We start from the raw sequence: 24,235 nt of genomic DNA, 5'->3' as shown, positions 1-24,235 counted from the left end.
ATACCAGCCCGGAGGTGGGAACGATGGCGAGAAGCTGGCGGTGGATCGCAGGCCTGGCCCTGGCGGCCATGCTGCTGGCTGCTTGCAGCCAGGGCGGCACCGGCGCCGGGACGGAGGGCTCAGGCGGAGATCAGGACTCCAACCAGCTGACGGTCATCGGCCCCTGGTCGGGTGCCGAGATGGAGCAGTTCCTCCCGGTGCTGGAAGAGGCGGAGCGGCGGCTGGGCATCACCATCCAGTATCAGACCCAGCGGTATGAAGACCTGGCCCAGGTTTTGCCGGCCCAGTTCGAAGCCGGACAGGCGCCGGCGGACGTCATCTTCATGTGGGACTGGTGGGTGAAGGAGCACGCCCAGGACGCGGTGGACCTCAAGGACATCTGGGAGCCTGAAGCCGGTGCGTTCCGCATGCCGGCCGCCGAGGCCGGCGGGCAGGTGGTGGCCGTTCCTTATGCCCTCACGGTGAAACCCGGCTTCTGGTACCGGAAGTCCTTCTTTGCCGAGCACGGCCTTGAAGTGCCCGCCACCTGGGACGAGTTCGTCGCCCTGCTCCAGCGCCTGGCCGAGATCGAGGGCGTGCAGGCGCCCGTGGCCAGCGGCGACGGTACCGGCTGGCCGCTCTCCGACGTGGTCGAGCACTTCCTCATCGCCTTCGGCGGCCCCGACCTGCAGCGGGATCTGATCGAAGGGCGGATCGCCTGGACCGATCCCAAGGTCCAGGAGGTGTTCCGCGACCGGCTGGTCCCGGTGCTGGAGTACTTCAGCGACCCCATGGACTGGACCCAGGCCGTCGACCTCTGGTGGCAGGGGGAGTACGGGCTGTATTTCATGGGCAACTGGCTAACGGGCCTGGTGGACGACCCTTCGGATCTGGGCGTGTTCCCCTTGCCCGGTGCCCGGGGCATGGTGGCGGCCACCGATTACGTCTTCGTGCCCCGGCATAGCCCCCGGGCCGAGAAAGCCAAGCAGCTGGTCGCTTTTCTGATCAGCCGCGAGGGGATGGAGCTGCGAGCGCGGCAAGGCGGTAAGCTGTCAGGCCGCAACGACGTCCCCGCCGAAGCCCATCCGGCGGTGGACCAGGAGGTGGCCCGGCTCCTGGAAGGGGCGGAACTGCTGCCCGACCTGGACGACGCCATCGGCGGCGACTGGCAGCGGACCTTCTGGGACCAGCTGAAGCTATTGTGGGTCGAACCCGGCCAGTGGCAGGGGGTGCTGGAGCGCCTCGAACAGGAGCGAGGGAGGTGAAGCCGGGTGATCTTCTCCTTCTCCTCGCTTCCCTTGGCGTTCAGGCGGCCCGCGGGGCAACCCGGCGCGGCGGTGGAACCTGGCTCTTCGGGCGGGTTCCACCGCCACCCCTCGGCTGCAGCCACCCGGCTTCCGGCGGAGGAGGAGGTCCCCGGTGCCCGCGGTGGCACGGATGAGCCCCGCACCGGCGGGGGTGTCCCTCCGGCCGGCGGGGGTGTCCCGGGCGCGGGTTTGCGCCCGCTCCCCGGGCGCCCGCGGCGCTCCCGCCGGCGCGATCCCTTGTGGCTGGCCGCTCCGGCCCTGGTGCTCATCCTGGCGCTGGTGGTGGTGCCCGCCGCCGAAACCCTGTGGCTGGCCTTCGTCGATGCCGGCGGCCGCTGGGCCGGGCTGGCCCACTTCCAGGCGGTCCTGCAGGATCCGGAGACCCTGGCGCCGGGGCGCTTCCCCGGCTCGCCACCGCCGTGGGGTTCGCTGGTCCACAACCTGGTGTGGGTTGCCCTGCACCTGCCCCTGACCACCGGCCTGGGGCTCGCCCTGGCCCTTCTCTTGCAGGAGGTTCGCGGAGGCAGCCTCCTTCGCTCCTTCGTGTTCCTTGGGATGGTGACGCCCCTGGTGGTGGGCGGGGTGCTGATCCGTTTTCTGTTCGATGAGAACGCCGGCGTGATCCCTGCCCTGTTTCGAAACCTGGGGGTCGAGAGCCTGGCCCGGACCTGGACGGCCTACCCCCAGCTGGCCCTGCCGGCCCTGATCCTCGGCTCGGTGTGGCTGTGGGCAGGCTTTGCCATGGTGCTCTATTCGGCCGGCCTGGCGAGCATCCCCCGGGCCTACTACGAAGCGGCCCTGGTGGACGGGGCAGGCTGGTGGTCGCGCTTTCGCCACATCACCTGGCCATCTCTGCGCCCCGTGACGGCGGTGGTGGTGGCGATGACGGTCCTCTGGGAACTGAAGATCTTCGACCTGGTCTACACGGCCACCCAGGGCGGGCCCGGCGGCGCCTCCATGGTGCTGGCCCTGCAGATGTACTTCTACGGCTTTCGCTCCCTGGATCCCCACCGGGCTGCCGCGGTGGCCACCCTGCTCACCCTGTGCACGCTGCTGATCGGCCTCTGGTTCGTGCGCACGGCGGAAGGAGGGGAGCGGGGGTGAACGGGCGGGTGCGTCGCAGGGTCCTGGTCCCAGGCGAAGCCCGCCACCGCTGGCGGCGGGCGGCGTCCAGCCTGTTGCGCCATCTCCTGGCGTGGGGGCTCGGGCTACTGTGGGTCGTACCCTTCGCCGGGGTGGCCATGAGCGCGCTGCGCCCTTCGCGGGAGCTGCTCCATGGATGGTGGCGCCTGGAACCGCTGACGTTAAGCAGTGAGAACCTGGCCCGCGCCCTGGACCACCCCACGGCGGCCATGGCCCAGGGGCTGGTCAATTCGTTGCGGGTTGCCATTCCGGGGACCCTCCTCCCCTTGCTGCTGGGGTCCCTGGCCGCCTACGGGCTGTTGCGGTCGCGCTCCCGGGCCCGCCGCCCCCTGATGATGGGGGTGGTCCTGCTCCTGGCGGTGCCCCAGCAGATGGTGGCCGTTCCCCTGTTTCGGCTGATGCGGGACGCCGGCCTCGTCAACTCCCACGCCGGCCTGGTCCTGGCCCACACCGCCTGGGCCCTGCCCTGGATGATCCTGTTCTTCCGCAACTACTTTGCGACCCTCCCCCGGGAGGTAGAGGAGGCAGCGCTGCTGGACGGGGCGGGGCGGTGGCAGACGTACCTGCGGGTGATCCTGCCCATGAGCTTGCCCGCGGTGGCCTCGGCCGCGGCGTTGCAATCCACCTGGGTATGGAACGATTTCTTCCTTGCCCTGGTCCTGGTCTACCGGCCCGACCTGCTGCTGGCCACCCAGCGGATCCCGCTGCTCCGCGGGCAGTATCAGGTCGACTGGGGCCTGCTCTCGTCCGCCGCCTTGCTGGTCATGGCAGTGCCGGTCCTGGTGTTTGCCCTGCTGCAGCGGTACTACGTGCGGGGGCTGGTGGGCTGGACCTTGAAGTGAGGGACCGCGGCGAAGGGAAGGGCCGGGCGAAGGGGAGGGCCGGGGCGCGGGGACGGGGGGAGGGATGCGGGACGGTGAGCGGGCGCCCGGCGGTGTAAAGGCGAGCGCGCGGGCCAGGCCGGCGGAGATCAGCGGTTCCCTGCCCTTCCAGGGCATGTCCAGGGGTTGCCCCGTCCCTTGACCGGCCTTCCGGTACCTGCATAGGATGTTGCCCCGGGTATCCCGGGAGGGCCCTGGCAAACCGGACAATGCTTCGACCCAGCCGGTGGGAGGGACCGCTGGCGTGCAGGCGCCGGAGGGACAGGCTGCCGGCCATCCCCGGCAAGGGGTGGCTCAAGGGGGAGCGGCCGGTACCGTGCTGCAGGTTCGGGCAGCGGCGGACGGCCGGGGGCCGGCCGGGGGGCCGGTTCCACCCACGCTGTGGTACAAGGATGCCATCATCTATGAGCTGCACGTGCGCACCTTCTTCGACGGCAACGGCGACGGCACCGGCGACTTCCGTGGCCTGACGGCCAGGCTGGACTACCTGCAGGACCTGGGCGTCACGGCGCTGTGGCTCCTGCCCTTCTACCCGTCGCCCCTGGCGGACGACGGTTACGACGTGGCGGACTACACGGCGGTCCACCCGGCCTACGGCACGCTGGGCGACTTGAAGCGGTTCCTGGCGGAAGCCCACCGCCGCGGGCTGCGGGTGATCATCGACCTGGTGCTGAACCACACCTCCCGGCAGCACCGCTGGTTCCAGCGGGCCCGGCGCGCCCGGCCGGGCAGCCCGTGGCGCAACTTCTACGTCTGGAGCGAGACGCCCGACCGCTACCGCGGGGTCCGGGTGATCTTCCCCGACTACGAAGAGGGCAACTGGACCTGGGACCCCGTGGCCCAGGCCTACTACTGGCACCGCTTCTATGCCCACCAGCCCGACCTGAACTATGAAAATCCCCTGGTGCGCCGGGCCATGCTGCGGGTGGCGGATTTCTGGTTACGCCTGGGCGTCGACGGGTTCCGGCTGGATGCCCTCTCGTACCTCTACGAGGCCGAGGGCACCACCTGTGCGGGATTGCCCGCGACCCACGACTTCGTCCGCGAGTTCCGCGCCCACGTGGAGTCCCGTTACGGCGAGCGGGTGCTGCTGGCCGAGGCCAACGAGCCGCTGGCCGAACTGGCCCGCTACCTGCAGGGGGACGAGTGCCACATGGCCTTCCACTTCCCCCTGATGCCCCGACTGTTCCTCGCCCTGGCCCGGGAAGAGGCCCGGCCGCTGCAGCAGGTGCTGCGGGACGAGCCGGCCATCGCCCCGGCCTGCCAGTGGGCCGTGTTCCTCCGCAACCACGACGAGCTGAGCCTGGAGATGGTGACGCCGGAGGAACGGGAAGCGCTGCTTGACGCCTATGCGCCCGATCCCCAGGCCCGGGTCAACCTGGGCATCCGGCGCCGGCTGGCGCCTTTGCTGGGCAACGACCGGCGGCGGATCGAGCTGGCCTACGGCCTGCTCTTCTCCCTGCCCGGCACGCCGGTGATCTACTACGGGGACGAGATCGGCATGGGCGACAACATCTACCTGCCCGACCGGCATGCGGTGCGCACGCCGATGCAATGGAGCGGCGGGCGCAATGCGGGCTTCTCTCCGGCCAACCCCCAGCGGCTCTGCGCGCCGGTGGTGGTCGACCCGGCCTACCACTACGAGGCGGTGAACGTCGAGGCCCAGCTGGCCAGCCCCGACTCGCTGCTCAACTGGATGCGGCGGCTCATCGCCGTGCGCAAGGGGCTGCCGGCGCTGGGCCGCGGCAGCCTGGAGCTGGTCGAGGCCGACAACCCCCGCGTGCTGGCGTTTATCCGCCGTCACGGCGATCTGGCGGTGCTGGTGGTGGCCAACTTGTCCCGCTACGTCCAGGGGGTCCGGCTTGGCCTCGGGCCGTACCGGGGCGCCATACCTGCCGACGCCTTCGGCGGCTCGGCCCTGCCCCCCGTGGGGGAGGAGCCGTACTTTCTGACCCTGGGCCCCCACGGGTTCTACTGGTTCGTCCTGCGCCGGCCTCCGACCGGGTTGTAAGGGGGCATGTCCGCGGTATGCGGCCCGCCTCCCGCGCGGCCTGCCGGCAGGCACAGGCCGCCGGTTCGCGTAATGTATCCCTGCTGGAAGATGGCAAGCAGAGGGGGCGGGGCCGTGACCGCCAACGTAAGCGACAGCGGGGCCGGTTTGGTGGCTCCCGATACCTTCGTTGTGGACCTGCGGGAGGGCGGCCAGGCCGAGCGCACGGCCGGGTTCCTCATCCGGGCACCCCGCCCGGCGCTGATCGAGACGGGCGGCCGGGCCGGCGTCCAGGCATGGCTGGAGGCCCTCGAGCAGCAGGGAGTTCCCCGGGACGAGATCGCCTACATCATCCTGACCCACATCCACCTGGACCACGCGGCGGGGGCCGGTACCCTGGCCCGGCTGCTGCCCCGGGCCCAGGTGGTGGTCCACCCGCGGGGCGCCCGGCACCTGCAGGACCCGACCCGGCTGGTGCAGGGAGCCCGGACGATCTTCGGGGATCGCCTGGAAAGCCTCTTCGGCCTGCCCGAGCCGGTGGCTGCGGAGCGGATGCTCACGCCGGAGGACGGCGAGACCCTGGATCTGGGGGACGGCCACCGGCTGCGGTTCATCGGTGCCGGCGGCCATGCCCGGCACCAGTACATGATCCTGGATGAGGGCACCGGGGCTCTTGTCACCGCCGACGAGGCGGGGGTCCGCTACCCTGCCCTTTGCCGGCGCCTGGGCCGGGACTACCTCCTGCCTTCCACCGCGCCCAACCAGTTCGACCCGGAACTGATGCTCCAGTCCGCCCGGCGGCTGCCCCAGTTGCGCCCGGCGACCATGCTGCTGCCCCATTTTGCGGCCACCAGCCTGTCGCCCGAGGAGATCGCCGAGCGCCTGGAAGAACAGGTTCCCCTGTTTGTAGCTTGCGGGCAGGTGGACGGGCGGCCGGCCGGCCCGGAGGAGACCCGCCGCCGCCTGGCCGAGCACATCCGCCGCGACGCGGAGGCCCACGGCCTGGACTGGGCTGAGGTGGAACCCGCCGTGGCCCTGGACCTGGACATCTGTGCCTTCGGCATCGCCGATTACCTGCAGCGCCGGGCGCAGGGGAAGACCTGAAACATCCACAAGGGGGACCTGCCATGACTCCAGCGGTGGCGGAGTCTTTCAGGGCTTACCTGGTCGAGCGGGACGGCGACGGCAGCCTGCGCCAGGGGGTGCGTACGCTGGGTGCCGGCGACCTGCCGCCGGGCGAGGTAACCCTTCGCGTCGCCTATTCCGGCGTCAACTACAAGGACGGCCTGGCCAGCCGGCCCGACGGCCGGGTGGTGCGATCCTATCCCATGGTGCCGGGTATCGACCTGGCCGGCAAGGTGGTGGAGTCGGCCGATCCCCGCTTCCGGCCCGGGGATCCTGTCCTGGTGACGGGTTTCGAGCTGGGGGTCAGCCACTACGGGGGCTACGCCGAATACGCGCGGGTGCCCGCCCAGTGGGTCGTGCCGTTGCCCCGCGGCCTCGACCTGCGGGAGGCGATGGTCCTGGGCACGGCGGGGTTCACCGCCGCCCTGGCCCTCCATCGCCTGGAAGAACACGGCCTGGCGCCGGGCCAGGGCCCGGTCCTGGTCACCGGCGCCACGGGCGGCGTGGGTTCTGTGGCCGTGGCCATCCTGGCCCGCCGCGGGTATGAGGTGGTGGCCAGCACGGGCAAGGCCGGCGCGGTGGAATACCTCAAGCGCCTGGGGGCCAGCCGGGTCATCCCCCGCAGCGAGGTGGCAGTGCAGGGCGGAAAGCCGCTGGAGAAGCAGCTTTGGGCGGCAGCCATCGATGCGGTGGGTGGCGACACCCTGGCCCATGTGTTGCGGACCACCCGTTACGGGGGCGCCGTGGCGGCCGTAGGCCTCACCGGGGGCAGCCAGCTGAACACCACCGTCTTCCCCTTCATCCTGCGGGGCGTCTCCCTGCTGGGCATCGACTCGGTCTACTGCCCGATGCCCCTGCGCATGCGGATCTGGCAGCGGCTGGCCGGCGATTTGCGGCCGCCCGCCCTGGACGCCTTGGTCTGCCGCGAGGTGGGGCTGGACGAGCTGCCCGAGGCCTTCGCAGACGTTCTGGCCGGCCGGGTGCGGGGGCGGATCCTGGTCCGCGTGGCGTGAGCTCCGGTCCCCGGCGGGGAACGTTCCCTGCCGGGGACCGGGGCCCGGGTGGGGGGTGGCTCCGGGCACGGGGGCTCCGGCCGCCTTGGGCTCCGGATGGTACTCTGATGAGCCCTTATGGACCCTGTGGACCCTGTGGACCCATCCCCGGGGTGGAGCACGAGAGGGTCCATGCGATGGAGTCTAGGGGGCCTGCCCCTGGTTCTGGGTGCCGTTCAGGCCGGCCAGGCCGTGATGCCGGCCCGCCACGGGCCGGCATCACGGCCTGGCCCGGGAGCGGCGAGACAGGCGGGCCCGCAGGCGGCGGGCCAGCCGGGCCCCGGCGTGAAGACCCAGCCGGGCGACAACGCGGGCCCCGCCGCGTCCCAGCCGCCAAGCACCGCGCCCTGTGGCGGCCACCAGATCGCGGGAGAGGCCCCAGACCAGGCGCCAGTCGTGTTCCACGGTGGCGCTGTCGAGCCCTGCCTGCCGCAGCAGGGAGGAGCGAACGGGCGCGGGCAGGGACCGCAGGGCCAGGCGCAGGGTGAAGAGCGCCACCAGCAGGTCGTCCAGCTGGCCCAGCACGGGGACAAAGCCCGGCAGCGGGTCGAGGGGTGCCAGGAGGTAGGCGAGGCCCGCCAGAACCAGCCGGCGGGCACGCCCGCCACCGGGGACCCCGTTCCGCCGGTTCAGGGCCAGGATGAGGCGGGCCAGCTGCGCGTACTGGGGCAGGCGGCCGGCCAGCTGCCGCAGGCGACGCCAGCGTTCCCCCCGCAGGGCCTCCGCGCCCGTCGAGCGGGGGCGGTGGCCTGGGGTGGCCGGCTCGGAGACCATGGCGGCGGCCCCTCCTTTCGCCTCCCGACGGTGGCCGGGCCAGACCGCCCGGCGCCTCGGGACTCAGGCTTCGCCAACCTTCGCTTAACGTCTGTTTACCGCTGTACGCGGGAATTGGCCAGCCGTTGTCCGGAGCGGTTCCGCTCCCCGAGCGGGTCCGCCAGCCGCCGGCCGGACCCGGCAGGTGTCCCCGCCTGGTGTTGCGAACCCCTTTCGTAATGGTACAGGTCTTTGGGACCTGGCGTGTCGGGGCTTGTGCCCGCCGTCCTATCGTTTTCCGAGCTTATCATCTCCTTTGTCCAACCGGACCCGGCTTGCCGGGCAGCGTGCATCGCCCGGCGAACCGGTCCCGGCAAACCGGCGAGGAATGCAGGGGGCGGGTCGCCCGCCCGGCAATGGGGGGTTGGGTCATGGCGGCGGTCAGCGAGGGCACCCTGCTCTGGTCGCCTCCCGAGGAACTGCAGCAGCGTTCCCGCATGCGCCGTTACATGGACTGGCTGGCCCGGCAACGGGGACTGGCCTTTCCGACCTACGAAGCCCTGTGGCAGTGGTCCGTGCGGGATTTGGAAGGATTCTGGAGCAGCCTCTGGGACTACTTCGGCATCGAGGCGTCGGCCCCCTACGCCAGCGTGCTGGGCCGGCGGGAGATGCCGGGCGCCCAGTGGTTTGTGGGCGCGCGCCTCAACTACGCCCAGCATGCCTTGCGGGCCGCGACCGCCAGGGCAGGCGGACAGGGAACGCCAGGCGGAGACGGGAGCGCGCCCGCCCGGCCGGTGGTGGATCCCCAGGACCCGGCGGTGATCTACCAGTCCGAACTGCGCCCTCTGAGCATGTTGACGTGGTCGGACCTGATCCAGCAGATGGCGGCGGTGGCCAGCGGGTTGCGGGAGCTGGGAGTGCGGCCGGGCGACCGGGTAGTGGCCTACCTGCCCAACATCCCCGAAGCCCTGATCGCCTTCCTGGCCACCGCCAGCCTGGGGGCCATCTGGTCCAGCTGCTCGCCCGATTTCGGTGCGCCCAGCGTGGCCGACCGCTTCCGCCAGATCGAGCCGAAGATCCTGTTTGCCGTTGACGGGTACCGCTACAACGGCCGGGATTACGACCGGCGGCCGGTGGTGGCGGAACTCCAGCGGCAGCTGCCGTCCCTGGAGGCGACGGTGCTGGTGCCGTACCTGGGTGAGGGGGCCGGCCGGGCGGTCGCCGGCGGGATGGCGGCCGTCGCCGGCCCGGTCCCGGCGGGACAGGGTAGCGGCCCCGCCGGGGATGGCGGCGGGGCCGGGTTCTTCCCCGGACGAACCCTGCCCTGGTCCGACCTGCTCCGCCAGGGCGGGCCCCTGACCTTCGAGCAGGTACCCTTCGACCAGCCGTTGTGGATCCTCTACAGCTCGGGCACCACCGGCCTGCCCAAGCCCATCGTCCAGGGCCACGGCGGGATCCTCTTGGAGCACCTCAAGATGCTGGCCCTGCACAGCGACCTGGGGCCGGGGGACCGGTTCTTCTGGTTCACCACCACGGGCTGGATGATGTGGAACTACCTCGTCAGCGGCCTGCTGGTGGGGGCGACGGTTTTGCTCTACGACGGCAGCCCGGGCTATCCCGACATGTATGCCCTCTGGCGCTTTGCCGAGGCCACGGGGATGAAACTGTTCGGCACCAGCGCCGCCTACGTCACCGCCTGCATGAAGGCCGGGATCGAACCGGGCCGGGAGCTGGATCTGAGCGCCCTGCGGAGCGTGGGTTCCACCGGCTCACCCCTCTCTCCCGAAGGGTTCCAGTGGCTTTACGAGCACGTCAAGAAGGACCTCTGGGTGGCCTCGGTCAGCGGCGGCACCGACCTCTGCACCGCCTTCGTGGGCGGCTGCCCGCTGCTGCCGGTGCATGCCGGCGAGATCCAGTGCCGCTGTCTGGGTGCGGATGTGCAGGCCTTCGATGAGGAGGGCCGGCCCGTGGTGGACCAGGTCGGGGAGCTGGTGATCACCCAGCCCATGCCCTCCATGCCGCTCTTCTTCTGGAACGATCCGGAGGGGAAGCGGTACCGGGAGAGCTACTTCGAGATGTTCCCCGGCACCTGGCGCCATGGCGACTGGGTGAAGATCACCCGCCGCGGTACCGTCGTCATCTACGGCCGTTCCGACTCCACCATCAACCGCCAGGGTGTCCGCATGGGAACCAGCGAGATCTACCGGGTGGTGGAGGACATCCCCGAGATCCTCGACAGCCTGGTGATCGACCTGGAACTGCCCGGCCGCGGGCCCTACATGCCCCTGTTCGTCGTGCTGCGGGAAGGGGTGGAACTGGATGACGCCCTGCGGAATCGCATCAAGCAGCGCATCCGGGAGAGCCTCTCGCCCCGTCACGTGCCCGATGACATCGTGGCCGTCCCCGAGGTGCCCCGCACCCTCAACGGCAAGAAGCTGGAGGTGCCGATCAAGCGGATCCTGATGGGCGTGCCGCGGGAGAAGGCGGTGAACCCGGATTCGATGAGCAACCCCGGCTCGCTACGGTTCTTTGAGGAATTCGCCCGGCGCCTGCAGGCGGGAGGAGCGGAAGGGCGCTAGCGGCTGGCGACCGGCCGGCTGCGCCCATCGGCGTCCACGACGGGATCCGGGGCGGCGTTGCCGCCCCGGATCCCCCTCGATCCATTGCTTGCCTCGGACGGCCCCGGGTGACCGGCCCGGGGCGGCCAGCCGGGGCACCCGATGGGATCGCCTAGGCCGTGGGCGCCGCCCCGGGCAGGAGGGGCAGGAAGCGCCCGCAAGCTAGCGGCGCCTACGCGAGCAACGTTCACAAAGCCTTAGCGAAGCCTCGAAGTGCCTTTAACCTGAGCGGACGCTCGCCGCGCTACCCTGAAAGAGGACGGAACGGGGAAGACCCCCGGTCGCGGCAGGCTGCCCCACGGCTCTCCCCGGCGACCGGCGAAAGGAGCGGCGAGTGGCATGGCGGATAGCCGGGTCGAACAAGAACAACCCGCACTGCAGGCCTTGGCCCGGGCCAGGCGACAGGCTGCGGGCAACATGGCGCTGGTGAACGTGGCCACCATCGCCCAGATCACGGCGAGCCACCGCAGGACGGCCCCGAGGGCTGAAGGGCGTCGAACCAGGCCCCCGTCCCCGCTGGCCACCGCGCGGGGGGACGGCGACAAGGTCCGGCTGGTGATCTTCGACCTGGACGGCACCCTGTATGACGACCTTCTCTATACCACCGCTTACGCCCGTGCCCTGGCCGCGCGCCTGCCCGTGCAGAAGCGAAGCCCCTTCCTGAGGGACGCCTTTCCGCTGGCCCCGCTCAACCGCCGCCTCCGGCTGGGCATGATTTACGATCGCGAAACCGACACCCTGCTGGGGCACCCGTTGCTGGCACCGGGCACCGCCTGCTCCTGGGACGGTGCGGTGCGCCGGCCGTGGCAACCCGCCCGGCCCGGCGGGCACGTGGGCGCGGGGGACCGCTACCTGACCCTCGGCGACGCCTGGACCCTGATCACCGCCGCCGCCCTGCGCGGTGGCCTGACCATGGAGGACTGTGTGGCGGCCATGGCCGAGACGCGGTCACGGGTCACCCTGCCACCGCCCGAGTCCTATCACCGGCACGCCTTCTTTGGCCGGGGGGAAGAGCCCGTTCGTGTCCTGGTCACCAACGCGGGCCGCGAGCACGCGGAAAACATGCTGCGGCACCTGGGACTGGAGCAAGCCTTCACCTATCGCTTCAGTGAAGCGGAGAAACCGCGGGGTTGGCGCCGGATCATCCCCCTGCTGGAGCGGCAGACGGGAATCCCGCGCAGCGCCATGGTGGCCATCGGCGACAACCTGCTCAATGACATCCTGCCCGTCCTGGAGATGGGGGTGCGACCGCTCTTGATCGACCGGTACGGCTTGTTCACCCGCTTCCGGGGGCCGGGCTGGAGATGCGCCCGCTCCCTTGAGGAAGCGCTGGCGAGCCTGTCCACCCGTTTCCCCGTGAGGTCGTTGGTGAGGGCTCGTTCCCGCCAGCGGGGTTGACCGGTGACGCGGCCAGGCAACCAGGTTGAGAACCGGTGCGAAGGGGGTTGCGCGCATGCGGCGGATGAAGGGGTGGATCCGTGCCGGCGTGCGCCGGGTGGGCCGGCTGCCGGCATGGCTGCTGCCGGTGGTCTTGGTGCTCTTGCTGGTCTCTCCCGCCGTCACCTCGGCGGAGGGCGCGGGGAGCCGCACCGTGCGCCTGCAGCTGCTGGCCATCAACGACTTCCACGGGGCGCTGCAGTCCCGTACCCTGGGCGGGCGGCCCATCGGCGGCGCCGCGGTGCTGGCGGCCTACTGGGACCGCTGGGAGGAGGAGGCCAAGAAGGACGGGTTCACCACCCTGCGGGTGGGGGTCGGCGACCTGGTGGGGGCCAGCCCGCCGGTCTCGGCCCTGCTCCAGGACGAACCGACCATCGAGGCCCTGAACCGAATGCACCTCCTGGTCAGCGCCGTCGGCAACCACGAGTTCGATGAGGGGGTGGCGGAGCTCAAGCGGCTGCAGGAGGGCGGCTGCCACCCCGTCACGGGTTGCTTTGAAGGAGCCAAGTTCCAGTACCTGACCGCCAACGTGGTCGACGCCAAGACGGGGGAGCCCCTCTTCCCGCCCTACGCCATGGTGAGGGTGCGGGGCATTCCGGTGGGCTTCATCGGCGTCACGTTGAAGGAGACGCCCACCATCGTGACCCCGACGGGCGTGGCGGGCGTGCGCTTCCTGGATGAGGCGGAGAGCGTCAACCGCTACGTGGCCGAACTGAAGCGCCAGGGCGTCGAGACCATCATCGTGCTGCTGCACCAGGGCGGCGAGGGCGACCGCCGCGGCGGGCCCATCTCAGGCGCCATCGTGCCCATCGTCGAGGCCATGGACGATGAGGTGGACGTGGTCCTTTCGGGCCACACCCACCGGGGCTACTGGGGCATCATCGACGGCAAGCTGGTCACCCAGGCCTATTCCAGCGGCACCGCCTTCGCCGACGTCGACCTGGTGCTGGATCGGGCCACGGGCGACGTGATCGACAAGCGAGCGCGGATCGTCGACACCTACGCCGACGTGCCGCCGGGCACCGAGCCCGACAAGCAGATCGCCCGCCTGGTCGCCCGGGCGGAGGAGCAGGTGGAGCCCATCATCAACCGGGTCGTGGGCACCGCCGCCGACGACATCACCCGCCAGCAGACGCCGGCGGGCGAGTCGGAACTGGGCAACCTGATTGCCGACGCCCAGCGCTGGGCCATGGGCACCCAGGTGGCCTTCATGAACCCGGGCGGCATCCGGGCCGACATCGCCGCCGGCGAGGTGACCTGGGGCGAGCTCTACGAGGTCCAGCCCTTCGGCAACGACCTGGTGAAGATGACCCTGACCGGCGCCCAGATCGAGCGGCTGCTGGAGCAGCAGTGGCTCAACCAGCCCTATCCCCGCATCTTGCAGGTGTCGGGCCTGGACTACAGCTGGGATCCCCGCAGGCCGGTGGGCGACCGGGTGGACCCGGCGGACATCCGCATCGGCGGGCAGCCCCTGGATCTGAACGCCCGCTACACCGTCACGGCCAACAGCTTCCTCGCCGCCGGGGGCGACAACTTCAGCGTGTTCACCGAGGGCCAGGACCGGGTGGTGGGGCCGGTGGACATCGACGCCCTGGTGCGCTACGTTGAGCAGCTGCCCCAGCCCTTCAACGCCCGGGTGGAGGGCCGGATCACCTTGCGCTAGGGGGTTCCCGGCGCCGCCTGCCCCCGCTACACTGGGTACACGAGAGCGGCTTTTCTCCGGCAGGGGGCCCAACACGGCGAACGTGGATCGGAAGGCCAAGGGAAGAAGCAGGCATGTCGTGACATCGGGCCGGCGGACTACCGCCGGCCCGCGGAATTTGCGCGGAGGCTGGTCGGACACCCCATGGAACGAGGGCTGCCGGCGTTGCATCAGGCGCTGGAGCGCCAGCGGCCGCTGACCTGTGCTCACCGGGGCGGGCGTGCCCGGGCCCCGGAGAACACCCTCTCCGCCTTCCGGCAGGCGGTGGCGGCCGGCGTGGACATGGTCGAGCTCGACGTGCAGCTGACGGCCGACGGCGAAGTGGTGGTCCTCCACGACGCCGAGCTGGGACGAACCACCAACGGCACCGGGCGGGTACGCGACCGGCGGTGGGATGAACTGAGCCGGCTCGACGCCGGCGCCTGGTTTGGCGCCCGCTACCGGGGTGAGCGGGTGCCCACCCTGGCGGAGGTTCTGGACTGGGCCCGGGGACGGGTCTACCTGCAAATCGAGCTCAAGCCCTACGGCGCCGACGCCGCCCTGCTCTGCGAGCGGGTGGTGGAGCTGGTTCGCCAGCGTGACATGCAGGACCAGGTGATGCTGCTCTCCTTCGACCATCACGTGCTGCGCTGGTGCAAGGAGATGGCGCCCGACATCATCACGGGCGCCATCTGCCAGGCCCGGCTGATCGATCCCGTGGGCGTGGTGCGGTCGGCCGGCGCCGATGCCCTCTGCGTCGATGCCGAGCACCTGGCGCCCCGGGAGGTGGACTTGCTGCACCGGGCCCGGATCGCCGTGCACAGCTTCGGCTCCAACCCGGGCACCCTGCGGGAGCTGGCGGGGTGGGGCGTGGACATCATCCAATCCGATGATCCCCTGGCCCTGAGCCAACTGGTGGCGACCCGCCGCTAGGGCGGCGCTGGCCGTGCGGAGGAACCCGCCCGCGCCCGGGGGCGTGCGGGCGGCGCCCCGGGCGCAGGCGGGTCCCCTCCGGCTCCCATCGGCTTTGCCGCCCAACACAACATGTAGTATGATCCCCTCGGACAAACTTCCATATCTGGCACGTGGCCACGTGGCCCTTGGCTCCCTTGGTGCCTTGGCCGCTGGGCCACAGCGCGGTGCCTGTCCGACAGGGCAGGGCGTGGCTGCCGCCATGCGAGGGATCGCCCACCTCACGGGGGGTCTCGCGGCAGCCCGCTGGGGGAAGTCCGGTGCAAGTCCGGCGCTGTCCCGCAACGGTAACCGGCCCCGCCGGCCGGAAGCCCGAGTACCCACATCGCGCTTCCGTACCGCCCCCGCGGAGGGGTGAGGGCGGGCCGAGCGTGTCTCCGCGTTCTTCCGGGGCCGCCTGTTGCATCCGGGCGCCCGCGGGCGGCAGGGGAACGCGGCCCGGGTTCGGTTCCTCTCCTCCTCCGTGCCGGCCGCCGGCCGGGGGCGGAACCGCCAGAGGAGAGGGGAGGAACCCCGTGGACGCCATCCTCCGCGAGCTCACCGCAGGCCTGCCTGACGCGGATCGCCTGCAGCACGTCCTCCGCCAGGACCTGTCCTGGATCGTACCGCCCGCCGGTCCGAGCGCCCCACCGGCCGGCAACGGGGCGGCTGCTGCGCTGGCCGATGCGGCCGCCGATGCCGCCGGTGCCCCTGATGCTGCTGCTTCCGCCGGTGCAGCCGGCGCTGCGAGCGCCACGGGTGCCGCGGGCACCGGCGATTTCCTTGAGGAACTGCTCGTCCAGGCGGCCACCCAGAACCTGCACCGCGATCCCGAGTTCGAGCGGGTGGCGGTGCGGGCCCGGCTACGCCAGCTGTACCGGCAGGTGCTGGGCGAGCCGGTGCCGGGCCCAGAGCGGTACCGGGCGGCCTTCCCCGCCTACATCCGGCGCGGGGTGGCCTGCGGCGCCCTGGACGAGCGCTTGCTCGCTTTCGACCTGGACGAGCTGGCCGGTGCCCTGCGCCCCGAGCGGGACGAGTCGCTGCCCTTCATCGGCCTGGTCACCCTGGCCGATCGCTACCTGGTGCGGGAGCCCGAGAGCCGCAGGCTGCTGGAGACGCCCCAGTTCCTCTTCATGCGGGTCGCCATGGGCCTGGCCCTGGCGGAGGAACCCGGCCAGCGGGAGGCCTGGGCCCGCCGGTTCTACCACGCCATGTCCACCTTCCGCTACCTGCCCAGCACGCCCACCCTGTTCAACGCCGGCACGCCCCACCACCAGCTCTCGTCCTGCTACCTGGCCGACGTCCACGACTCCATGGACCACATCCTGGAGGCGGCCCGGGACTTCGGCTTGCTGGCCAAGTTCGCCGGCGGCATCGGGGCATCGGTGACGCGGCTCAGGGCGGCCGGGTCGCCCGTGCGGGGGATCAACGGCGAGTCTTCCGGCGTGATCCCGTTCGTCCACTTCTACGACGCCCTGATCAAGGCGGTGAACCAGGGCGGGCGGCGCCGGGGGACCCTGGCCGTCTACCTGGAGCCGTGGCATCTGGAGATCGAGGCCTTCCTGGATCTCAAGCGCAACGCCGGCGACCCCTACCTCCGGGCCCACAGTGTCAACACGGCGCTGTGGATCCCCGACGAGTTCCTGCGGCGGGTGGAGGCCGGCGAGCCCTGGTACCTGTTCGACCCGGCCTATGTGCCGGAGCTGCCCGAGCGCTTCGGCGCGGCTTTCCGCGACGCCTACGCCGCCCGCGTCCGCCAGGCCGAGGCCGGGGAGCTGCCCGCCCGCGCCTGGAAGCGGGTCGAGGCCCGCGGGCTCTTCCGCGAGATCCTGGCTACCCTGCAGGAGACGTCCCATCCCTGGCTGGTCTTCAAGGACGCGGGCAACGCGCGCTCCCTGCTGCCGGGGGTGATCCACTCCAGCAACCTTTGCACGGAGATCTTCCTCCCCACCACCGCCGACGAGGTCGCCGTCTGCAACCTGGCTAGCGTCAACCTGGCCCGGCACGTGGGGCCGGCGGGCATCGATTGGGAGGCCCTGGCTGCCACGGTGGCGGTCGCCATGCGGGGTCTGGACAACGTGATCGACCTCAACCTGTATCCCATCGAGAAGGCGCGGCGCTCCAACCTGCGCCACCGGCCCGTGGGGCTGGGGGTGATGGGCTTCGCCGAGGCGGTCAACCGCCTGGGGCTGGGCTACGCCGACCCCGAGACGGCCGAGCTGGCCGACCGGGTGCTGGAGTTCATCAGCTACCATGCCATCCTGGCCTCCCACCGGCTGGCGGAGGAGCGGGGTAGCTTCCCCGCCTTCGCCGAGAGCGGGTGGGCCCGGGGCAAGGTGCCGCTGGACACCCTGGCCGATCTGGAGGAGGAACGCGGCCGGCCCGTGACCGTGGATCGCAGCGCCCGGCTGGACTGGGAGGGGGTCCGGGCCCGCGTCCGGCAGGGCATGCGCAACGGTGCCGTGCTGGCGGTGGCACCCACCGCCACCATCAGCCTGATCGCCGGCACCACCCCCAGCCTCGACCCGCCCTATTCCAACGTCTTCTCGCGGCAGACCCTCTCGGGCAAGTTCCTGGAGGTCAACCGGGTGCTGGTGGAGGAGCTGCGGCAGCGGGGGCTGTGGGAGGCGGTGCGGGACCGCATCGTGGAAGAACGCGGCGACCTGCAGGCCATCGCCGAGCTGCCCGCCGACCTCCGGCGCCGCTACCCCACCGCCTACCAGGTACCGCCCGAGGCCTACCTGGAGATTGCGGCCCGGGCCCAGAAGTGGGTGGACATGGGCATCAGCCGCAACCTGTTCCTGGCCGATCGCGACCTGGAGGCCATGGAGCGGGTCTACCGGGAGGCGTGGCGCCGGGGCCTGAAGTCGACCTACTACCTGTTCATGGCGCCGCGGATGTACGCCGAGCCCTCGACGGTGCGGGTGAACAAGGCCCGCCGCAAGCTGCGCTGGAACCTGGACGAACCGGCTCCAGCCGCTTCGACCGGTGGGCCACGGCCGTCCGGGGCCGTCCCGACAGCCGGCGCTTGGGAAGCCGGGTCGCAACATGCTCGGGCGGTGCGGAACGGCGCCGTGGAGCTACCCGCGCTCGTCAGCCCCGAAGGGGAGGGCGGGGCGCCCAGTGGCACGGTTCAGCCGGGCGTCTTACAGCCGCCGGAAGGCGTAAACCAGGAAGGTCCAGCAACGCCGGCCGGGGCTCGGGGGGACGGAGACAGAGCAGGGCTGCCGACGGGATCCGGTGGTGCCCGCTTCGGCACCTCCGAGGCGCCGGCGGCCTGCCGGGTTCGTCCCGACGACCCGGACCTGATCTGTGAGGCGTGCCAGTGACCCGGCCAGGGACCGGGAATCCGGTTAGGGACGAGAGCGGGCCGTGCCGGTCCGGCCCGCCCCGACCCCGAACACCCGGTGCCGGGTCCCACATCCGTTCCATTATCCGTTCCAAAGGAGGAGATCCCCATGGCATCCACCACGCGCCAGCCGGGCGACCGCCTGCTGGGCGGCGACCCCCTGGAGCCCATCCAGCTCTTCCCGCTGCGGTATCCCTGGGCCTACGCCCACGCCCAGCAGGGCAAGCGCAACACCTGGTTCCCCGAGGAGATCCCCCTGGCCGACGACGTGCGCGACTGGGAGCTGCGCCTGACGGACGACGAGCGGCGGGCGGTCGAGCTGCTGCTCGGCTTCTTCAACCCGATGGAGTCGCTGGTCACCCACAACCTGGTGATGTCCATCTACCCGCTGCTCACGCCGCCGGAGATCCGCCTCTACCTGGCGCGGCAGATCTGGGAAGAGGCCAACCACACCATGGCCTTCGAGTACGTGCTCAAGACCCTGCCCGTCGACCGCGAGCGGGTCTTCGCCGCCCACCGCGATGTCCCGGCCATCCGCGCCAAGGAGGCGTTCCAGCAGGAGCTGACCCGCCAGCTGCTGGTCCGGCCCGACGTCTCGACCCTGGAGGGGCGGCAGGCGTTTCTGCGCAACCTGATCGGCTACTACATCGTCCTGGAGGGCGTGTTCTTCTACGGGGGGTTCCTGTTCGCCTACACCTTCCGGCGTCGCAACCTGCTCAAGGGCCTGGCGACCCTGGTCGATTGGGTGCTCAAGGACGAGAGCCTGCACCTGTCCTTCGGGATCCACCTGATCACCGCGCTCTTGGAAGAGCACCCCGAGCTGATGACGCCCGCGTTCGCCCGGGAAGTCAAGGGGCTGATCCTGCGGGCGGTGGAGCTGGAGCGGGATTACAACCGCGCGCTGCTGCCGCGGCCCATCCTGGGCGTCAGCGCCGACTATCTCAACGCCTACGTCGAGTACGTGACCGACCGGCGCCTGGACGAACTCGGCCTGGGCCCCCACTTCGGCACGCCCAACCCGGCCAAGTGGATGGCCACCGAGGTGGACGTGCCGGAGATCGTCAACTTCTTCGAGGCGCGCAACATCCACTACGAGGTGGCGGCGGACCGGAACCGGTGAGGGATGAGCTGCCGGGGCGTGAGGTAGCGGTTTCAGACCTTTGGCCCAGGTGCCGGCGCGTGGCCTACTCCCGTGCCGGCACCTTTTCGACCAGGAATTCCTGGTACGGGCCGGTGACGATGAAGCGGACAGGAACGCGCTGGCCGTTCTTGTACCGGTTCAAGTCGATCTCGACGTCGTGGAACGTCCCATCCTGCGGCACGATGGTGACGTCGATGGAATCCGGATGGAGATCGATGCGCGCGATGTACGCCCCCAGGGTGGTGACCCGGGTGGCAACCACGCGGAGGTGACTCTCGTCCCTCGGCGGAGTCAGCGCTGGGTCGATGTGAATCGCCGGTGGGGTGGCGTGTTCCAGAGGACTGCCGTCGAGGCTGATGGGCAAGATACCGAGCTCCTTGAGCCCGCTCGACCAGTCCGAAAGCCCCTGGGAGACGAAGGCGATGATTCCCTTGTTGGCCCGCAAGAAGGCGTCGACCGAAATCAGGTCGGCCCCGGCGGGGGACGAGGCTCCCCCGCCGGCTGGTTCTGGCGATGCGGGTCCGGGTTCCTCCAGGGACGTCGGGCCGGCGTCGCCAGTTTGGCCCTGGTTCTGGCCGGTGGCCGCGGCAGAAGCCGCCGGGCGTTCCGTGGTCCCCGATTGCGCGCAACCGGCCGCTGTGAAGAGGAGGAAGGCGAGCACCGACCACGAAATCAGCCGCGAAATCAGCCACACGGTGCGGTTCGACATGTGACGCACCCCACTCGAGGGCCCAGTTCCTGTGGCCCACCGGCTCCGGCCGAAGCCACGGCCATCCACGAGATGCCCGAAATGCCGGCCCCAGCCATGGGCGTTACGCAAGGGCGTGACGATGTCTTGCGGCGGTGCGGATGTGGTGGTCTTGGGGTAACGGTTCTGCGACGGCTACCCTGGTCCTCTTGCCACAACCCGTGATCTTGGTGTCGCGTGTTACCCGAAACACTTAGGAACACTTAGGGACCGGCGGTGCCGGTCGACCCAGCCGAGACTGAAACCAGCTTCCCGCTTCGCGTGATCGACCGTACGTGGAGGTGGCACCGTGCCTGACACACCGGCCGCGACCGCGGGGCCACGGATCACCGTGGCGCTACTTCCCACCTTACACCGGCTACACCTGGAGCCGGCCTTTGCCCATTACGACTTCACGGTGATCCGTCGCATCATCCTTGCGTTCGGGCCGGATGCCATCTGTGGCGAGGTGCGGCCCATCGACTGGCAACGGACCGCGGGCGGCACGCGCCCCGGTTACTGCGGGCCTGTGGAGTACCGGCAGCTCATCTTGCCCCTGTGCCGTGAGAGGGGAATCCCTTTTCACCCCGTCGATGATTACCCCGACGAACCGGACGCCGGTTCGAGCGAACGAGCCGGCCCGGCGAACCCTGGTAATCCGAAGCCGGAGCCGCGGCCGGTGGGCGGCGGGGGCATGCCCTTGGCCTCTGTGGCCGGCCCGCCGGTGCCGGCGGCCTGGCAGACCGCCGCGGAGGTGACGTGGCAGGACGTGACCCAAACCTTTCTCCAGTGGATCGGGCGCCGCGAGCTGGGACTGCGGGCCATCTTTGATCAGGGGGGATGGACCTTATCCGGGCCAAGCACCGGCTACAACTCCAGCTGGACGCCACGGAAGAGATTCGTACCTGGTCAGTGCGGAACCTCCGCATGGCGGCAAACATCCTGGACGTTTGCGCTTCCGTGCTTCGTGCCGGCACCCACAGCGGCACTCGCCATCTGAGGCGGCGGGTACTGGTGACCGTCGGGTTGGAGCACCTGCCCTTCTTATGGGATCTTTTGCAAGCCAGTGATGCCGTGGACCTCTGGCCGGTGGACTGGCCGCTTCACCTGGTCCAAGACCAACTGGAGCGGCCGTATTGAAGAAACCACGGGGTGAATCAAGCCGTGGTAAGGGCGCCGAATCAAGCCGCGCGAAGCAAGGTCTGAACCAGGACGGTGTCAATTATTCGACCAGCGCGACCAGCGCCGCCATCACCGGCTGCGGGTCGCGAGTAGACCGGCCACCACCCTTCCGCAGGGGCTGGGGCGTCCGTTCCGGGGCGGGTTTCCAATTGTCACCGGACCCGTGCCCGGCCAGAACCAATCGAACCCTCCATCGCCAAGTCGTCTTCGGCTTATTCTTCAAAGGACAGTTTGCGAAGATCGAACGTCAAGGTCCTGCCACCAGAACTGCGAAGGGTAAACGTACCGTTGTTGGCAGCCACGATTTCCAGGCTGCCGACCTTCGCCGGGGCCAGGAACCTTTGGCCGCGCACAAAGCCCCAGTCTTTATCCAGCCAGTGAACAATGACCAATCCCTGGGACGGGTCATCAGCGGTAGCGCCGGCGAAGACTTGAACGACGCCGTTACCGAAAGGACCTTGCCACCGGTTTTGAATGACGACGGTACTATCAGGGTACTCGCCTTCAGGAATGATGCCCACGGGCCTCGGGGGATCCTGCTGCGACCCCAGGGGCCCAGGCTGCTCCTGATCCTTCGGTGCTGGCGGGACGGAGTACCGCTCTGCTTCTTGCCGGGCAAACAGGTCCCTCTTCTCTCCTGGCGGCAATTCGGCCCACCACGGGCTCGACGCCCGAGAATTCGAGAGAAGGATGAACAGGGCAGAACCGACTGCCAACAACGCGGCCGCCATGCCAATCCACCTGCGCAAGGCATGGCCCCCCATGGAACGTCGTATCAACCTACGGATACCACCGGATATCCGTGGCGTACGTTACCGTACTCGTTGTACGGCGATCGTGGTTTCGGGCGTTCCGCAGCTGTTTCCATCCCTGTTCAGGAGTATTGTCGATAGACGGATCGCAACCCTTCTGTTGGCACGCTTGGTCTTGAGTCAGAGACGCCAACAAGCCCATGGCGCCACTACGGAACTTGTAGCCGTACAAGAAGATGGACCACCATTGCCTTGCCTGCACGCCATCGTGGCGGCAGATTTGTGGAGTAGGCCAGGCGGCGGGTACAGCCCCAGGCAGCACGAATCGACTGCTGCATGAGCGGACAGCTGCACGGGACCCCTTCTTCCGCCAAACCGCATCTGGCACCACAAGAGGATAAGTTGGTGCCGTACCAGTGTCCGCTGGATCCCCCTCGTGGGTTTCATCTGTTGACTTACCATCCAGGATATTCACCGTAGAATTGGCGAAGTCTTCTATGTGAAGCAGGTAACTTGTCGACAGACGTTCCCATGATTCAACAGGAAGCGCTTCGTGCTGAGATGGCTTGGTCCCCATCCCACCCGCCAGCATTCGGCACCCTTTAGGAATGCAATCTGCGACACCGGCAGACGGGCCGTCCGCAAGACAAGTTGCGACCATGGTTAAAGCGCTTCCGTGCTTCGTGCCGGCACCCATGGCGGCACTCGCCATCTGAGGCGGCGGGTGCTGGTGACCGTCGGGTTGGAGCGCTTGCCCTTCTTAAGGCTTGAAGGGGTCGGTTGCAGGCCAATAAAAGCGTGGCTCTCTGGCCGGTTGAAGTTGACCCGGTTTCGTGGACAGGTTGAGGCTTACGCGACAACCCCTTCCTGTGGCTGAGCCTTTCGCTCCTGGATCCAACGCTCCTCGTACTCGTAGGGCGAGAGGTAACCAAGTGCCGAGTGACGCCGCCGCCGGTTGTAGAACCCTTCGACGTACTCGAAGATCGCCATGCGCAGTTGATCCCGTGTGGCCCAGGCTTGGCGGTCGAGGAGCTCCCGTTGCAGGGTCGCGTAGAAACTCTCCGCCATCGCGTTGTCCAGCGCATCGCCCACGGAACCCATTGATCCGGCGATGCCCAGGACCTCCAAGCGGCGGGTGAATGCCAGCGAGGTGTATTGCACGCCATGGTCCGAGTGGTGGATCAGACCGGGCCCCGGCCGGCGACGCCGTACCGCCATGGTGACGGCGTCGACCACCAACTCCGCCACGGGCCGGTCCCCATGGCCCAGCCCACCACGGCGCGGGAGAAGGCATCCACCACCGTGGCCAGGTACAGCCAGCCTTCCTCCGTGCGATGCTGCGTGAGGTCCGCCACCCACACCCGGTTGGGGGCATCGGGCACAAACTGCCGACCCAGCCGATCAGGGTAGACGGGGCGGCGGGGATCCCGGAGTGTGATCCCCCGGGTCCGGCGCCGGTGCACGCCGGCCAGCCCCATAGCCCGCATCAGCCGGGCGACCCGCTTCCGACCACAGCGGACCCCATGCGTCAACCGCAGCTCTGCATGGATGCGGGGCGCGCCATACGTGCCCCGGCTGCCAGCATGGATGAGCCGGATCCGCTGGCTCAAATCCGCGTCCTCCTGGGACCGTCTGGAGGCACCCCGTTGCCGCCATGCGTAATAGCCACTCGTCGAGACGCCCAGGACACGGCACAGCGTGGCCACCGGATGGTGGGCCTTCTCCTGCTCGATGAACCGAAACACGGTCACCGGTTCCGTCGGCTCTCCTGGGCAAAAAAGGCTGCGGCTTTTTTTTAGGATTTCACGCTCCTCCCGCAGGATCCGGTTCTCCCGCCGCAGCCGGTTGAGTTCCTCCCGTTCGGCGGTCGTCAACCCGGGGCGCTGCCCCGCGTCGATCCCGGCTTGCCGAACCCACTTCCGCAGGCTGGCCTCCGAGACGCCGAGGTCGGCGGCAATCTGCTGGAGCTTCTTCCCACTCTCCCGGACGAGGCGGACGGCTTCGGCCCGGAACTCGGGAGGATACGGCGGCTTGGTAGCCGGCATGGGGATCACCCTTTCCGGGGCTTACGCCCCAAGTATCGGGGTGTCCACTAAACCGGGGCAAGTCCAGGTGGACTGGCCGCTCCAGCTGGTCCCAGACCAACTGAAGCGGTCGCACCGGCTGA

18 protein-coding genes and 1 riboswitch are annotated in these 24,235 nt (G+C 69.8%); of the genes, 14 read left to right on the top strand and 4 right to left on the bottom strand.

Annotated elements, in window-relative coordinates; translation table 11 throughout:
* Positions 1-23: 23 nt before the first annotated feature.
* The 6 genes from DYI95_RS09980 to DYI95_RS09955 all read left to right on the top strand — a co-directional run bounded on the left by DYI95_RS09980 (position 24) and on the right by DYI95_RS09955 (position 7,438).
* Positions 24-1,244, top strand: a complete 1,221-nt coding sequence (locus tag DYI95_RS09980; protein ID WP_203530642.1) for an ABC transporter substrate-binding protein — start codon at positions 24-26, stop codon at positions 1,242-1,244.
* Positions 1,245-1,475: 231 nt separating this feature from the next.
* The gene (locus DYI95_RS09975; protein WP_203530640.1) at positions 1,476-2,390 is read left to right on the top strand and encodes a carbohydrate ABC transporter permease; all 915 of its coding nucleotides are present in this window, start codon (positions 1,476-1,478) and stop codon (positions 2,388-2,390) included.
* On the top strand, positions 2,387-3,271 hold the full coding sequence (locus DYI95_RS09970) for a carbohydrate ABC transporter permease (RefSeq protein ID WP_203530638.1): 885 nt from the start codon (positions 2,387-2,389) through the stop codon (positions 3,269-3,271). Before DYI95_RS09975 ends, DYI95_RS09970 begins: the two co-directional genes overlap by 4 nt.
* Positions 3,272-3,554: 283 nt before the next feature.
* Entirely contained in the window at positions 3,555-5,321 is a 1,767-nt protein-coding gene (gene treS, locus DYI95_RS09965; protein WP_116899953.1) for a maltose alpha-D-glucosyltransferase, read from the top strand.
* A 114-nt stretch (positions 5,322-5,435) separates the two neighbouring features.
* Positions 5,436-6,404, top strand: coding sequence for an MBL fold metallo-hydrolase (locus DYI95_RS09960; RefSeq protein WP_116899954.1), 969 nt, complete (start codon positions 5,436-5,438; stop codon positions 6,402-6,404).
* A gap of 23 nt (positions 6,405-6,427) precedes the next feature.
* Positions 6,428-7,438, top strand: coding sequence for an acryloyl-CoA reductase (locus DYI95_RS09955; protein WP_116899955.1), 1,011 nt, complete (start codon positions 6,428-6,430; stop codon positions 7,436-7,438).
* Between the two features lie 258 nt (positions 7,439-7,696).
* On the opposite strand, the gene DYI95_RS09950 is transcribed toward DYI95_RS09955, so the two are convergent.
* Entirely contained in the window at positions 7,697-8,251 is a 555-nt protein-coding gene (locus DYI95_RS09950) for a YkvA family protein (RefSeq protein ID WP_116899956.1), read from the bottom strand.
* A gap of 410 nt (positions 8,252-8,661) precedes the next feature.
* Between DYI95_RS09950 and DYI95_RS09945 the strand changes: the two genes are divergently transcribed.
* The 6 genes from DYI95_RS09945 (at position 8,662) to DYI95_RS09920 (ending at position 19,386) form a co-directional block, all read left to right on the top strand.
* Positions 8,662-10,809: an acetoacetate--CoA ligase gene (locus tag DYI95_RS09945; RefSeq protein ID WP_116899957.1), complete on the top strand. Its 2,148-nt coding sequence runs from the start codon at positions 8,662-8,664 to the stop codon at positions 10,807-10,809.
* Positions 10,810-11,187: 378 nt separating this feature from the next.
* On the top strand, positions 11,188-12,246 hold the full coding sequence (locus tag DYI95_RS09940; RefSeq protein ID WP_116899958.1) for an HAD family hydrolase: 1,059 nt from the start codon (positions 11,188-11,190) through the stop codon (positions 12,244-12,246).
* A gap of 55 nt (positions 12,247-12,301) precedes the next feature.
* Positions 12,302-13,948 carry a bifunctional UDP-sugar hydrolase/5'-nucleotidase gene (locus DYI95_RS09935; protein WP_116899959.1) on the top strand — a complete coding sequence of 549 codons (1,647 nt, stop codon included), beginning with the start codon at positions 12,302-12,304 and terminating at the stop codon, positions 13,946-13,948.
* 204 nt (positions 13,949-14,152) lie between these two features.
* Complete coding sequence (locus tag DYI95_RS09930; protein ID WP_158556007.1) at positions 14,153-14,899, top strand: glycerophosphodiester phosphodiesterase family protein; 747 nt, start codon at positions 14,153-14,155, stop codon at positions 14,897-14,899.
* 288 nt (positions 14,900-15,187) lie between these two features.
* Positions 15,188-15,260, top strand: a riboswitch (cobalamin riboswitch).
* A 193-nt stretch (positions 15,261-15,453) separates the two neighbouring features.
* Positions 15,454-18,246: a ribonucleoside-diphosphate reductase subunit alpha gene (locus DYI95_RS09925; RefSeq protein ID WP_116899961.1), complete on the top strand. Its 2,793-nt coding sequence runs from the start codon at positions 15,454-15,456 to the stop codon at positions 18,244-18,246.
* 129 nt (positions 18,247-18,375) lie between these two features.
* Positions 18,376-19,386, top strand: a complete 1,011-nt coding sequence (locus tag DYI95_RS09920) for a ribonucleotide-diphosphate reductase subunit beta (protein ID WP_116899962.1) — start codon at positions 18,376-18,378, stop codon at positions 19,384-19,386.
* 64 nt (positions 19,387-19,450) lie between these two features.
* Here the strand turns inward: DYI95_RS09920 and DYI95_RS09915 are convergent, their stop codons facing one another.
* The gene (locus DYI95_RS09915) at positions 19,451-20,116 is read right to left on the bottom strand and encodes a hypothetical protein (RefSeq protein WP_116899963.1); all 666 of its coding nucleotides are present in this window, start codon (positions 20,114-20,116) and stop codon (positions 19,451-19,453) included.
* 328 nt (positions 20,117-20,444) lie between these two features.
* Here DYI95_RS09915 and DYI95_RS09910 point away from each other — a divergent pair, with 328 nt between their 5' ends.
* Both DYI95_RS09910 and DYI95_RS12850 read left to right on the top strand, forming a co-directional pair.
* Complete coding sequence (locus DYI95_RS09910) at positions 20,445-21,134, top strand: hypothetical protein (protein ID WP_243149745.1); 690 nt, start codon at positions 20,445-20,447, stop codon at positions 21,132-21,134.
* Between the two features lie 14 nt (positions 21,135-21,148).
* Positions 21,149-21,274: a hypothetical protein gene (locus tag DYI95_RS12850; RefSeq protein ID WP_256366245.1), complete on the top strand. Its 126-nt coding sequence runs from the start codon at positions 21,149-21,151 to the stop codon at positions 21,272-21,274.
* A gap of 254 nt (positions 21,275-21,528) precedes the next feature.
* On the opposite strand, the gene DYI95_RS12720 is transcribed toward DYI95_RS12850, so the two are convergent.
* Positions 21,529-21,837, bottom strand: coding sequence for a hypothetical protein (locus DYI95_RS12720; protein WP_243149744.1), 309 nt, complete (start codon positions 21,835-21,837; stop codon positions 21,529-21,531).
* A 1,080-nt stretch (positions 21,838-22,917) separates the two neighbouring features.
* A protein-coding gene (locus tag DYI95_RS09900) for an IS3 family transposase (RefSeq protein ID WP_164581358.1) occupies positions 22,918-24,113 on the bottom strand; the annotation gives its coding sequence in 2 pieces (ribosomal slippage) (positions 22,918-23,324 and positions 23,324-24,113; 1,197 coding nt in all).
* Positions 24,114-24,235 lie beyond the last annotated feature (122 nt).

Origin of the sequence: Thermaerobacter sp. PB12/4term (genome assembly GCF_003403315.2) — a bacterium.
Taxonomy (GTDB): domain Bacteria; phylum Bacillota; class Sulfobacillia; order Thermaerobacterales; family Thermaerobacteraceae; genus Thermaerobacter.
This window is presented reverse-complemented; position numbering and strand designations above follow the sequence as displayed.